Annotated in this window: 8 protein-coding genes; all 8 read right to left on the bottom strand. The window is 45.6% G+C overall.

Going from position 1 to position 14,926, the window contains the following annotated elements; all coding sequences use genetic code 11:
- Positions 1-6: 6 nt before the first annotated feature.
- The 8 genes from CA267_RS18080 to sdhA all read right to left on the bottom strand — a co-directional run bounded on the left by CA267_RS18080 (position 7) and on the right by sdhA (position 14,926).
- On the bottom strand, positions 7-1,488 hold the full coding sequence (locus CA267_RS18080) for a tryptophan halogenase family protein (RefSeq protein ID WP_075609491.1): 1,482 nt from the start codon (positions 1,486-1,488) through the stop codon (positions 7-9).
- Between the two features lie 104 nt (positions 1,489-1,592).
- On the bottom strand, positions 1,593-4,418 hold the full coding sequence (locus tag CA267_RS18075; protein WP_075609492.1) for a TonB-dependent receptor: 2,826 nt from the start codon (positions 4,416-4,418) through the stop codon (positions 1,593-1,595).
- A 1,274-nt stretch (positions 4,419-5,692) separates the two neighbouring features.
- Positions 5,693-6,565, bottom strand: coding sequence for a succinate--CoA ligase subunit alpha (gene sucD, locus CA267_RS18070; RefSeq protein WP_075609493.1), 873 nt, complete (start codon positions 6,563-6,565; stop codon positions 5,693-5,695).
- The gene (sucC, locus tag CA267_RS18065; protein ID WP_075609494.1) at positions 6,565-7,731 is read right to left on the bottom strand and encodes an ADP-forming succinate--CoA ligase subunit beta; all 1,167 of its coding nucleotides are present in this window, start codon (positions 7,729-7,731) and stop codon (positions 6,565-6,567) included. The genes sucD and sucC overlap by 1 nt, the downstream gene beginning before the upstream one ends.
- Before the next feature lie 152 nt (positions 7,732-7,883).
- On the bottom strand, positions 7,884-9,428 hold the full coding sequence (gene odhB / locus CA267_RS18060; RefSeq protein WP_075609495.1) for a 2-oxoglutarate dehydrogenase complex dihydrolipoyllysine-residue succinyltransferase: 1,545 nt from the start codon (positions 9,426-9,428) through the stop codon (positions 7,884-7,886).
- Positions 9,429-9,437: 9 nt separating this feature from the next.
- The gene (gene sucA, locus CA267_RS18055; protein ID WP_075609496.1) at positions 9,438-12,260 is read right to left on the bottom strand and encodes a 2-oxoglutarate dehydrogenase E1 component; all 2,823 of its coding nucleotides are present in this window, start codon (positions 12,258-12,260) and stop codon (positions 9,438-9,440) included.
- 168 nt (positions 12,261-12,428) lie between these two features.
- Complete coding sequence (locus CA267_RS18050; RefSeq protein WP_075609497.1) at positions 12,429-13,139, bottom strand: succinate dehydrogenase iron-sulfur subunit; 711 nt, start codon at positions 13,137-13,139, stop codon at positions 12,429-12,431.
- A gap of 14 nt (positions 13,140-13,153) precedes the next feature.
- Positions 13,154-14,926: a succinate dehydrogenase flavoprotein subunit gene (gene sdhA, locus CA267_RS18045; protein WP_075609498.1), complete on the bottom strand. Its 1,773-nt coding sequence runs from the start codon at positions 14,924-14,926 to the stop codon at positions 13,154-13,156.

Genomic DNA, 14,926 nt, shown 5'->3' with positions numbered 1-14,926 from the left:
GATAGATTATCTGCTAAGCATATGCCGAATATAATCATCATGGCTAGGCAAATGGAAGACAGGTTCTAGCTTCTTTGCCTTTAGTTGGGTGAGCATTTTAATAATAGCAGCATCAGGTAATGTGTTAACCAGCGGATGGTATTCCTGAGGTTTAATACCCTGTCCGACCATGACCTGTAACCAGGAGCTTTCAAGAAACAAGTCATTTTGCTCTCGGAATAGCTTTCCATTTTCTTTAAACAACGCGATTTTGTGCGCCAATAACTCGGGCACCTGTACGTGTCGCATGTCATTCCAGAAATCTTCTTCTCGTTCATTTAAATAGTAGTGAAGCACTAAGAAGTCTCTGATTTGCTCGAATTCCAACTGAGATTGGCGATTATATTCTTCAACCATGGCGGGCTTAATGTCGTGCTGGGGAAACAGTTGCAGTAGCCTGACAATACCTGACTGAATAAGGTGGATGCTCGTGGATTCCAGCGGTTCCAGAAACCCACTGGACAAGCCAATGGCAACCACATTCCGGTTCCACTGACGACGCCGCCTTCCCGTGGTAAAACGAATTAGCCTGGGTTCAGCGAGGGCTTTGGTCTCTAAGTTCTCCATTAGTACAGACCGCGCTTCCTCGTCGGTGATGTATCTGGAACAAAACACATGTCCATTGCCGTTGCGATGCTGTAACGGTATTTGCCACTGCCAGCCAGCTTTATGCGCAATGGAACGGGTGTAGGGAACGGTCTGTTGATGGTGCTCTGAAGGTACAGCAATAGCGCTGTCGCAAGGCAGCCAGTGGGACCAGTCGTCGAAGCCAGTCCCGAGGGTTTGCTCAATAAGTAATCCTTTAAAGCCAGAGCAGTCAATAAAAATCTCACCATCTATTTTTCTGCTATTTTCCAGCACCAAAGCAGAAATATCACCATTCTGACCTCTTAATACCTGTTGGACCTTTCCTTCTATCCGCTTTACTCCTGCCTTTTCGCTGATTTTTCTTAAAAATTGTGCATATAAACCAGCATCAAAATGATAAGCGAAAGGCATTTCCATTATAGGATCCTGGCTATTTATCTGCGCAAACTTTCCGGCTACCGCGCAATGGTAATTAAGATCGTAAGCCCACAAATCATCCTCAACACCGAGCTTTTGCCCCCGCGCCAATACGTGATGAAAATGACAGAACGCCATACTCTTTCCCGGGACACCGAAGGTATGAAAGTAAGATTCGCCCGGTCTCTTCCAGTTTTCGAATCTGATCGCCAGCTTTATGGTAGCTTTGGTTTCTTTTAAAAATTCAGATTCATTTAGCCCAAGTACATTATTAACGAGCCTTATCGGTGGAATTGTTGCTTCGCCAACCCCTACAGTACCAATTTCATCAGACTCTATTAACGTGATAGAAACCGTATCGCCTAGTACTTTTTTCATCAGTGCGGCTGACATCCAGCCGGCGGTGCCGCCTCCTAATATCACCACTTTCTGAATTTGACGCATATTTATTTTCCAAAAAAAAGCCACTGCTATGACATAGTAGTGGCTTTGGGTAGATATCTCTATTTAACCGAACGAATTAGCCTGTCCGGCGCTTACCATTCAGACTAAAATGAATAATTAAAGCCCAGCAAATAGTTGGCACCGTAGGATTGATACATAGTCACTTGGCGCCCATCGGCCTCTGAGGCTTGGATATCATCCTCGTCGGTAATGTTTTGTGCCTGCAGCGTTACTCGTAAACCATCGAGAGACTCAATGCCAGATTCAGAGAAATCATAACCAATTTGCGCATCCCACAGAGTACCACCTTGTTTTGTCGCATCCGTTAGCGCCAGACTTACGCCCCGCTCTTCGGTTAGATATTCACTACGTTTCGTACCGGCAAGACGAATTTCGAAGCCATTGCTTTCGTAGAAAAACGTCAGACTGTAGTTCTCTTCAGATAAGCCAGGAATCCGGTTTTCTTCTGTTCCCGGCGCTGCGTCGGCTTCGCCATCCATAAAGGTAGCACTGGCAAACACCCCGAATCCTTCAAGAGACTCATGAATAAGTTCACCCGGCAAGCTGCCCTGTAACTCCCAACCTCGAACGAAACCTTCAAATCCATCCATTGTGGTGGTTACCGAACCTTGCATCAATATCGGTGCTTGACCAGTAGAGGATTGGTGCAATTCAGGTATATAGAACTCGGAAAAATCCTCAACTACCGCATTGCTACGGTGCCAGTTTTTAATATCCTTATAGAAAAAAGCCACTGACACGTAGCCGGTATCCGCAAAGTAGTTTTCATACGCCAAGTCAAACTGGTTCGCTTCTAAAGGTTTTAACTCTGCGTTACCTGAACTACCGCCCCAAGGGCTGTTTTCGATATCACCACTGGTGATCTGGTTATCATTAAAGGCAAAGGTAACCTGCGCATTAGGACGCATATCATCCATTCGTGGCCGGGAAATGACTTTGCTCATTGCCAGACGGACAAACTGGTTTTCCGCCACTTCTGCGTTCAGATTCATGGTAGGCAAGACATCCGTATAGTCTGTGCCTCCTGACACTGGCGTGGCTACCGTCATACCATCCGCGTTAGAATAAGTGCTATAACCAAATGACTCCTGATCAGCGCGTACCACTTGCAGACCGAAGTTACCACGCAAATAGATACCACTGAATTCGGTATCTAAATCAAGCTTGGTATAAAGGGTAGTTAGCTTTTCATCAACGGTATAAGTATCGCCGAGACGATCGTTCTGGACCAGCTTAGCATCTAATTCGCTATAATAGCCGCTGTTGTACAGGCCGAGGGAATCGTACGCAAGTACGCCTTCAATGCCTATAAAATCCAGTGGTACTACACCTAAAACGTCTGGAATGGCATCAGCGTCAGGGTAAGACGGCGAAGTAAGGTAAGCGCCATTGTTTACTTTGCTTTTGCTACGGTCCGAATATACCACTCCTGCTTCAAGGCCAGTAAAGATACCCCATTCTACAAAACCATCTACTGAGAGACGATAAGTGGTCAGCTCTTCTTCAAATCTTGGCCTATTGACAAAGCCGTCTTGCTGATCAGCAAAGTACAGTTGTTCGTCGCCCTCGTAAATAGGTGCACCCCAGGCTTGGGGACCGGCGACACGGATCAGGTCTGGATTGGTTAAGTCTACTGGGGCAATGGTGGGATGATCGCTATACATCACGCCAGTTGAGGTCATTTCCCAGGAGCGAGCGGTATACGGACGACCCTCTACGCCAGCACGCCCTACCCCTGAATAACTTTCTACATCGACAATACTTTTATCCACTTTACCTGAGGAAATATCGCCCGCAAGGGTCCAGGAATCGTTTAAAATATATTCAACATTCATTCCGACGGTGGTGAGATCAGAATCCTGCCGTCTGGCGTCGTTGCGGATGACACTGTAATAATCGTCAAAATATCCAGCTGTAACCAGACCATCTTCTACTTCAGTAATAGTATATGCTACGCCTCCCCATTCAGGGCCACCTTCTTCCAGACCACGACGCACATCGCTTTCTTCAAAATCAATATAGAGCGCATCTACTTGCACATTTAATTTATCATTTGGTGCCCACTGCACTACAGCCGCTAATGAATCTCTTTCCAGCATAGCAGAACGTGCAAATGAATCATGGCCGCCTAGAATAACCGTATCTTCTGGGACCGTTACACCTTCAGCGGCATTGGCTGGATTGGCTGTTGGATAGCCCCACAGTCGCGATTGTTGTTCCTGCCGTGGCGATTCCATCGATGCAAATGTCAATGCAAGCCCTAGAGTATCGTCGGCAAACTGATCCACATAGTTAAAAGATAGCCGATGCCCATCGTTGTCCATATCCGGATTTGCGGAATCTTCACTGTTTTTCTCAAAAGTGCCGTTGACGGTAAAATTCTGCTTTGCAGATAATGGACGCACCGTTTGCAGGTCGATGGAACCGCCAATATTTTGTGTTGTCATGCCAGCTTCTGGCGTTTTATAAACCAGAATGTTAGAAATAATTTCCGTGGGGTAAAGGTCAAATTCGACGCCGCGGTTATCGCCCATACCTAGCAATTCGCGACCGTTAAGTGTGGTGCCAACATAGTTTTCGTTGAATCCGCGGACGGAAATACCAGACGTACGGCCGTTGCGACGCTCCCCAGCTAAACCAGGTAAGCGAGAAAGTGACTCAGCGATACTGGTGTCCGGGAGTTTACCAATGTCTTCGGCAGATATTGCTTCGACAATGGAGGAATTGTCCATTTTTATTGCTTGCGCACGCTGAAGGCTACCGCGGATACCGGAAACCTGAATTACCTCGACCATATTTTCATCAACTTGATCGGCCGAATTTTCTTGTGCAATTACAGGTACAGCACAAAAGGCAAAGCCACTGGTAATCATGGCAACTTTAATTAAGCTTGGTTTAAATTGTGTCATCTTGGTGTCCCATTAATATCTGAAAACCGTCACATATTCTTCTTTTGACAATTTAGTAACGGCACATGTCATCATCTTGAATCCTATCCTTAAGGTCCTATAAGCTCAATTCCCTGCATACGTATTCATAAAATTTAAAAAACATCTAGTTAACATTGAACATAACCGTTAACACTTATTGCATAAGTTGATTTCAAAAAGAAATGACGACTGTTTAACAGATGCAGAGGGTGAAAATCTTCTCTAGGAGCTATTGTTAGTGCATCTGGTATCGTCTAAATGCCGTATATAAAGTTGATTCAACGTAAAATTTAGCAAATGGAAACCAGTTAGTAGCTAATTTTACTGCCCCTGGCTTGCCGGCAAATGTTAACTCAGCGGACTCAGAACGGCCAGAAGGTAAAAGCAGATCACATAGAAGAGTAAATTCCTCTATCTTCCTTCGGGCGGGGCTTTTTCAGCTTAGAGCTGCGTCAATTGCATTCGATTCAGCCAGGCAAAATCTTGGCGAAATCGGTTAGTCAAAAGTTGAAAATTTCTCGCGCTGAATGAGCACAGATTAAGGCGGATCATTATTTACCCCGGTAACAGCAAGAAAAGCTGAGAAGCCGTTTGCGCAATTTTAAGTGGAGAGTTAGCAAAGAAGTTGCGCTAGCGTCTCCGACCGATTGCTGTTGGTATCTGCTTGTTCTTCTAATTTACAGTGTTAACCGAGACAGCGTGCACTGGTGTTGGATCTACGTGAACTGATAACGCGGTGAAGACACCTTACGTTCATCGCAGCTAAAACTTCATAGACTTAATTCTTAATGCTCACCATTCACTTTGTGGAGGATGTTTCGAATATAGCTTTCGACACCAATGGTAGCGAGAACCGCATTTAGATCAGCAAAGAAAAGTAGTCAACTCAGAAAAAACCGAGCTTTGCAGTTCGAGACGTTTACTTGCGTAGTATTTACGCCATTCGAAATCATGTAACGCAGAAAAGTTCTGCTGGCCCAGGTGCCCTGCTTCTTCAAATCCCATCAGTCGGATTTACCTTGGAGCTATCCAAATGATCTATGTCTTCTTTATCAACAAATGGGAAAGCTCTGGCTGAGTGAGACATAATTTGTAAAGATTTTTTATGCTTGGGAAGAGAAACGAAAAAATCCGATATCAGTAACTCTGATATCGGATTTTGAAATCCTAAAAAGCATTATCATTCGGATGGTTCGGCTACCTGCCAGATATTAACCCCGAACGGCTTATAAGATAAAAATCGATAATTATTACTACCAGCCAGTAGCTTCGCGTAGTGCTTTACCGATATCAGCCAGTGAACGTACTGTTTTTACGCCTGCAGACTCAAGTGCAGCAAATTTATCGTCAGCCGTACCCTTACCGCCAGCTATAATTGCACCAGCATGACCCATACGCTTCCCAGGAGGAGCTGTTACACCAGCAATATAAGATACGACCGGTTTGGTGACATTTTCTTTGATAAACGCAGCTGCTTCTTCTTCAGCTGTGCCGCCGATTTCACCAATCATAACAATCGCTTCAGTCTTCGGATCTTCCTGAAACATTTTCAAGATATCGATAAAGTTAGAACCTGGAATAGGATCGCCACCAATACCTACGCAAGTAGATTGTCCGAAACCTTCATCTGTGGTTTGCTTTACTGCTTCATAAGTCAATGTACCAGAACGGGATACAATACCCACTTTTCCGGGCTTATGAATATGACCAGGCATGATACCGATTTTACATTCACCCGGAGTGATTACACCGGGACAGTTCGGACCAATCATCCGCACGCCTTTCGCGTTTACGTACTCTTTTACATACAGCATATCCAGGGTAGGAATGCCTTCCGTAATACAAACAATTAATTCGATACCGGCATCTGCAGCTTCTACAATTGAATCTTTGCAGAATGGTGCTGGTACATAGATAACCGTTGCTGTTGCACCAGTTGCCTCTACTGCTTCACGCACGGTATTAAATACCGGAAGGCCTAAATGGGTTGTGCCACCTTTTCCAGGTGTTACGCCGCCAACCATTTGCGTACCGTATTCAATTGCTTGTTCAGAATGAAAAGTACCTTGCCCGCCAGTAAATCCCTGACAGATAACTTTGGTATCTTTATTTATTAGTACTGACATTATTTGCCCTCCGCAGCTTTAACAACTTGCTGAGCTGCGTCTGTAAGACTGCTTGCAGCGATAATATCCAAACCTGAGTCAGCTAGAACTTTACGACCTAGCTCAGCATTAGTACCTTCAAGACGAACAACTACAGGTACATTTACACCAACTTCTTTCACAGCACCGATAATGCCTTCAGCAATCATGTCACAACGAACAATGCCGCCAAAGATGTTTACCAATACCGCTTTAACATTGGCATCAGAAAGAATAATTTTGAAAGCTTCAGCAACACGTTCTTTGGTCGCACCGCCACCAACGTCAAGGAAGTTAGCAGGTTTGCCACCATGCAGGTTAACGATATCCATCGTTCCCATAGCCAGACCCGCACCATTAACCATACAACCGACGTTTCCATCTAATGCCACATAGTTAAGTTCAAAAGCAGCAGCATGAGCTTCACGAGCATCTTCCTGTGAAGGATCATGCATTTCTTTTACTTTCTTCTGGCGATAAAGCGCGTTGCCATCAACACCTAACTTGGCATCTAAGCAATGAAGATTACCATCAGCTTTAATTACGAGCGGGTTGATTTCGATTAATGCTAAGTCCAAATCTTCGAACATCTTTGCAAGACCCAGGAAAATTTGCGTAAACTGCTTAACCTGAACGCCTTCTAACCCAAGTTTAAACGCCATTTCGCGCGCTTGGTAAGGTTGAGGGCCAACGATAGGATCGATTTCAGCTTTTAGGATTTTTTCTGGTGTCTCTTCCGCTACCGTTTCAATTTCGACTCCACCTTCTGTAGAAGCCATGAAAACGACACGACGTGATGCGCGATCAACAACAGCACCAAGGTAGAGTTCATTGGCGATATCGGTGCAAGACTCTACCAGAATTTTGCTGACCGGCTGACCTTTTTCGTCAGTCTGAAAGGTCACCAAATTTTTGCCAAGCCATTTTTCTGCAAACGCGCGAATTTCATCTTTAGTCTTCACGAGTTTGACGCCGCCGGCTTTACCGCGTCCACCTGCGTGGACCTGACATTTTACCACCCATTCTCCGCCGCCAATGCGGTCCGCTGCTTCTGCAGCTTCTTCAGGAGAATCAGTTGCGTATCCTTCAGAAACAGGTAAACCGTATTCTTTGAATAGCTGCTTACCTTGGTATTCATGCAAATTCATGGTGTTTCTATCCGATTTTTAGTAAGACAAAAGCCGCGGTCCGCGACTTGATTAGCTTGGCTGATATTATAGGATAAATACCAGCGCTGTGATTGATAAATGCTCTGGAAAACCAAAGCATCTATCCGCACACAATTTTTTGAAATAGAATCTTATACGTCCAGCAACAGACGTGTCGGATCTTCCAGCATCTCTTTTACAGTTACCAGAAAGCCCACCGATTCTTTGCCATCAACAATACGATGGTCATAAGACAGCGCTAAATACATCATAGGTAAAATTTCAACTTTGCCATCCACTGCCATTGGACGGTCTTGAATTTTATGCATACCTAAAATTGCGCTTTGTGGTGGATTGATGATCGGCGTCGACATCAGTGAACCAAACACACCACCGTTAGTAATAGTAAAGTTCCCACCCTGCAGGTCAGCCATAGCAAGTTTGCCATCACGGCCTTTAATGGCGAGATCTTTAATGCCTTTTTCAATACCTGCCATTCCCAAAGTATCGGTATCTTTCAATACTGGTGTAACCAAACCGCGAGGAGTAGATACGGCAATAGAAATATCGAAATAGTTATGATAACAAATATCGTCGCCATCAATAGAGGCATTGACATCAGGGAAACGTTTCAGGGCTTCTGTCACTGCTTTGACGTAAAAGGACATAAAGCCTAAACGAATACCGTGACGTTTTTCAAAGCTTTCCTGATATTGCTTACGAAGTTCCATGATAGGTTTCATGTTAACTTCGTTGAATGTGGTAAGCATCGCGGTAGAATTTTTTGCTTCTAGGAGGCGCGTCGCGATGGTCTTACGCAAACGAGTCATAGGAACGCGTTTTTCCGTACGTTCACCCGTTGGCAGTGAATCACCGCTATCTTTAGCTGGGGCAGAAGCCGTTTTCTTCGCATCGCTATCGGATTTCAAATACTGCTCAACGTCTTCTTTGGTAATACGGCCGTTTTTGCCTGTTCCTTTAATTTTGTTTGCGTCAATCCCTTTTTCAGACAATAAACGGCGAACAGAAGGGCTAAGTGCGTCGCTGCTGTCGCTATCGTCTGCATCCGTAGAATCGGATTTCACTTGTGCTTGTGCAGAAGCGCCTGAGGATGCACCTTCAACAAACTTTGCAATGACTTCTTCAGCGGTAACTGTTGCGCCTTCTTCTGCAAGAATTTCGCTAATAGAACCATCAGCAGGCGCAACGACCTCTAACACCACTTTATCGGTTTCAATATCCACCAGGTTTTGATCACGTTTTACCGTTTCACCAGGCTGAACATGCCAAGTGGCAATAGTGGCATCAGCGACAGATTCAGGCAGAACAGGAACTTTTACTTCACTAGTTTTACCAGAAGCACTTTCGTTAGATGTAGTAGCCTCTACCTTTTCATGGGAAGCAGTTTTAGGTTCTTCTTTGGAAGACGTATTGTCTGATGAGGCCGATGCTGCCTTACCACCTTCTTGTAATTTAGCAATCACTTGCTCACCTAAAACAGTAGCGCCTTCTTCATCAAGAATTTCACCAACAACGCCGTCGGCAGGAGCAACAACTTCCAGAACGACTTTATCTGTTTCAATATCAACCAGGTTCTGATCGCGCTTAACTGTGTCACCGGCCTTCACATGCCAGGTTGCAATGGTGGCATCGGCAACTGACTCAGGTAAGACCGGAACTTTTATCTCTATTGTCATCTTTGTTCCTTATTTAATAGTGAGTGCGTCTTCAACCAGGGCCTTCTGTTGCTGGTTGTGAACGGAAACATAGCCAACCGCAGGCGAAGCTGAAGCTTCACGACCTGCATAGGTCAAATGGGCGCCTTCAGGAATGGCTTGCCAGAAATGGTGCTGACTGGAATACCACGCACCCTGATTCTGCGGCTCTTCCTGACACCAAACCCAATCTTTTACGTGACTGTAATTAGCAACGATTTTCGCGCATTCTTCCTGCGGGAAAGGATAAAGTTGCTCTAAACGTATGATCGCCACATCGGTTTGCTCATTTTTACGACGTTGATCAAGTAAGTCGTAGTAAACTTTTCCTGAACACATTACTACGCGCTTAACCTCAGAAGGATTCAGATCATCTATTTCACCAATGACGTTATGAAATACACCTTCAGCTAATTCTTCTAATGTAGAAGTGGCTAACGGATGCCGCAATAACGACTTGGGAGACATCACGATCAACGGCTTCCGCATTGGTCTGATAACCTGGCGCCGCAACATATTAAATACCTGGGCAGGTGTAGATGGTACACAGACTTGCCAGTTGTGATCAGCACATAATTGGAGGAATCGCTCAAGTCGCGCAGAACTATGCTCTGGTCCCTGCCCTTCATATCCGTGGGGCAATAACACGGTCAAACCACACAGACGCCCCCATTTTGCTTCGCCGGAACTTAAAAACTGGTCGAATACGACTTGCGCGCCGTTTGCGAAGTCACCAAACTGCGCTTCCCAAATTGTCAAACATGAAGGCTCAGCAGTGGCGAAACCGTACTCAAATGCCATGACGGCTTCTTCAGATAGGACCGAATCGTAAATCTCGATATCACCCTGTCCTTCTCTCACATGCTGCAAGGGGATAAAGGTGCTGCCATCGGTTTGATTATGTAAAACTGCATGACGGTGGAAGAAGGTTCCACGACCAGAATCCTGGCCAGTCATCCGAATATCATTACCAATATCGACAATAGTAGCGTAAGCCAATGTCTCGGCCATACCCCAATCGAGCTTCTTCTCACCAGTCATCATCGCTTTACGATCTTGATATAGCTTATTTACACGAGACTGGAGCTTCACGCCTTCTGGATAGCTGGTGATTCTCTCACCTAATTCTTTAAGTTTATCAACGCTCACTTTGCCGTCATACGGCGCATCCCAGTCATGGCCAATATAGGGGGTCCAGTCTACGGAATGTTCTGTCATTGGACGCCACTCATCAACCACACAAGCGCCATGATCTAGTGCGGCACGATAATCATCAATAAGTTTCTGGGCATCCTGCTCTTTGATAACACCCTCAGCAATTAGCTGATCTGCATACAACTGACGGGGAACCGGATGCTTCTGAATTTTCTGATACATCAAAGGCTGTGTTGCGTTTGGTTCGTCGGCTTCATTATGGCCATGGCGACGGTAGCAAACCAGGTCGATGACAACATCTCTTTTGAACTTATTTCGATAATCCAATGCCAGCTTGGTTACAAATTGTACCGCTTCTGGATCGTCGGAATTAACATGAAAGATGGGAGCCTGTACCATTTTCGCAATATCGGTACAATACTGGGTAGAACGGGTATCTTCCAGTTTAGATGTAGTGAAACCTACCTGATTGTTTATAACGATGCGCACGGTTCCGCCAACGGCAAAACCACGAGTTTGCGACATGTTAAACGTTTCTTGCACCACGCCCTGTCCGGCAATGGCCGAATCACCGTGAAGGGTGATTGGTAATACTTTGTGGGAATCGTTACTGCGGCGATCCATTCGAGCACGAACAGAGCCCATGACTACTGGATTAACAATTTCCAAATGAGAGGGGTTAAATGCCAGCGCCAAGTGAACGTTGCCGCCAGGAGTCGCAAAGTCAGATGAAAATCCTGCATGATATTTTACGTCACCTGAGCCCAGCGTATTATCATGCTTACCTGAAAACTCATCAAACAGTACAGAAGGATTTTTACCTAATACGTTCACAAGAACATTAAGACGCCCACGGTGTGCCATACCGATAACGACTTCTTTCGTACCCACGACGCCTGCTTCTGTAATCAAGCCTTTAAGCATGGGGATGAGTGCATCACCGCCTTCAAGCGAAAAACGCTTAGCGCCAGTAAATTTCGCGCCCAGATACTTTTCCATTCCATCTGCAGCGGTCAAACCTTTTAGCAGCGCAAGTTTTTCTTCTTTCGCTACTTCAGGCTTCGATTGCACCGACTCGATACGCTGTTGTAGCCAACGCTTTTGTTCGGTATCGGTGATATGCATATATTCTGCACCGATAGAACCGCAGTAGGTTCGGTTCAGCGATTTAAATAATTCACCCAACGACATGGTGTCTTTGCCAATCGCATAAGATCCGACGTTGAAGATGGAGTCAAAATCATCTTCCGATAAATTGTGGTGGCTTAATTCCAAATCGCGTACGCGAGGTTGCTTCCACAGGCCCAAGGGATCGAGATTCGCATGCTGATGGCCTCGAAAACGATAGGCGTTGATCAACTGCAACACTTTAACCTGACGTTCATCAGAAACCGCAGCACTATTAGAGGCTGGCGTACTACTCATTCTGGCGGCGGGCCCCAAGGCAGCGAGTTTTTTAAACTGCTCCCGGATAGTGGAGTGGTTGCTTTCTAACTCAACGCCATCGACCTTAGGTAGGCTATCGAAAACTTGGCGCCAGGAATCGGACACGCTTTGGGGATCTTCAAGGTACGCCTCGTACAATTGTTCAACATAAGCTGCATTTGCGCCAGCCATATGTGAAGAATCCCACCACGCTTTCATCACGCTTTCTTGCATTATTGTGCCTTGCTACGTTTTATGAACTAAATAACACGAGCGTCTATTATGACCGTTATTGATTTCAGAACCAACCATTTAGCCCGCATATAAAAAAAATAGCCATCCCGGATGGATGGCCATTTAAAGCATTACTATCTGCAATACAATATTTCGCAGAAAATAGTACTAAACAGCCCGTTGCAAAAGCAGCGACTTGATATGGCCGATAGCTTTTGTCGGGTTTAATCCTTTCGGACAAACACTCACACAATTCATGATACTATGACAGCGGAAAACGCTAAATGCATCATCAAGGTCGTTTAAACGCTCTTCTGTTGCTGTGTCGCGAGTATCCGCTATGAAACGATACGCATGAAGCAAACCCGCAGGACCGATAAACTTTTCTGGATTCCACCAAAACGATGGGCATGAGCTTGAGCAACAGGCACAGAGAATACATTCATATAATCCATCAAGCTTAGCCCGCTCTTCAGGAGATTGCAGGTTTTCTCCTGCAGGAGGCTGCTTGTGATCATTAATTAGAAACGGCTTAACTTTTTCGTATTGCTTAAAGAACTGGGTCATATCCACAACTAAGTCGCGAATAACCGGTAAACCAGGAAGCGGACGAATTACAATCTTGCCTTTACCCAGTGCAGAAAGGGGAGTAATACAAGCTAGACCATTTTTCCCATTTAAATTCATACCGTCAGAACCACAGACTCCCTCGCGGCATGAACGACGAAATGATAACGATGGATCCTGCTCTTTTAATGCTATCAGTGCATCTAGCACCATCATATCCTGACCTTCTTCCACTTCCAGCGCATAGTCCTGCATTCGTGGCGCGTTATCAACATCTGGATTATAGCGATAAATCGAAAAAAACATTTGCATGATTTTTACCTCTTTTAATACGAACGCACTTTAGGTGGAAACGCTTCCCGTAACTTCGGCGCCATATTGACCTCACGTTTACGCATTGATTCAGACTCAGGCCGATAAATGGAGTGGCACAACCAGTTGTCGTCATCTCGATCTGGATAATCAAACCGACTGTGCGCGCCGCGACTTTCCGTTCTAAAGTTTGCGGCAACGGCTGTACAATAGGCTGTTTCCATCAAATTATCCAACTCAAGGCACTCAATACGTTGCGTGTTGAAATCCTGACTCTTATCGTCTAAGCGCGCATGTTGCAATCTTTCACGAATTTCTTTTAGCTGGGTGAGGCCATCTGCCATGGAATCGCCTTCACGAAACACTGAAAAATTAAGCTGCATGCATTCCTGCATATCCTTTTTGATCTGAACAGGATCTTCTCCCTTGCCCTTCTCGGACCCTTCCCAGCGATTAAATCGAGACATAGCTGCTTCAATGTCAGAGTTTGACGCATCACGAGTTGGGGCCATTTCGCTAAGCGTTTCGCCCAGATGCAAGCCAGTTGCGCGACCAAATACCACCAAATCGAGTAACGAGTTTCCACCCAGGCGATTGGCGCCGTGCACAGATACACACGCAATCTCACCACAAGCAAATAAACCTTTTACCACTACATCCTGGCCGTTCTCGTCCACGCGTAACGCTTGACCATGAACGTTAGTAGGTATACCGCCCATCATATAGTGACAAGTCGGTATAACGGGAATTGGCTCTTTCACAGGATCTACGTGCGCAAAAGTGCGCGAAAGCTCAAGAATACCGGGTAGACGAGATTCAAGTACGTCTTTACCCAAATGATCGAGCTTCAACTTAAGATGGGTACCCCACGGGCCATCACAACCCCTGCCTTCACGAATTTCTGTCATCATGGAACGAGCTACAACATCACGACCTGCCAAATCTTTAGCATTAGGAGCATAACGCTCCATGAAGCGTTCACCATCTTTATTTAGCAGATAACCACCCTCGCCTCGACAACCCTCAGTAACCAAGGTGCCAGCACCTGCAATACCAGTGGGATGGAATTGCCACATTTCCATATCCTGCATGGATACGCCCGCACGAAGAGCCATACCCACGCCGTCACCAGTATTAATATGGGCGTTTGTCGTAGATGCAAATATGCGTCCCGCTCCCCCCGTTGCCAGAACAACAGCACGAGATTTAAAATAAACCACCTGGCCACTTTCGATATCTATGGCGGTACACCCTACAACTTCGCCATCCTGATTTTTTACCAAATCAAGAGCGTACCATTCGCTAAATACCGTAGTGTTGTTTTTTACGTTTTGCTGATACAACAAATGCAGTAAAGCATGACCAGTACGGTCAGCAGCAGCGGCAGTTCGTGCAGCCTGCTCGCCCCCGAAGTTCTTCGACTGTCCACCGAACGGACGTTGGTAAACCTTACCGTTTTCAAAACGGGAAAAAGGCAGGCCCATGTTTTCCATTTCAACAATGGCTTCAGGGCCGTTTTTGCACATGTACTCAATGGCTTCCTGATCACCAATATAATCAGAGCCTTTTACGGTATCGTACATATGCCATTCCCAGTTATCTTCATGGGAATTGCCTAACGCAACCGTAATTCCGCCTTGGGCTGACACGGTGTGTGAACGAGTCGGAAATACTTTAGACAATAATGCGCACGTTTTATTTGACTGTGATATCTGAAGTGCAGCACGCATACCTGCACCACCGGCGCCTATAACTACGGCGTCAAACTCATGTACTGGTAAATTCAT

This window comes from Alteromonas pelagimontana, from assembly GCF_002499975.2.
GTDB lineage: Bacteria > Pseudomonadota > Gammaproteobacteria > Enterobacterales > Alteromonadaceae > Alteromonas > Alteromonas pelagimontana.
This window is presented reverse-complemented; position numbering and strand designations above follow the sequence as displayed.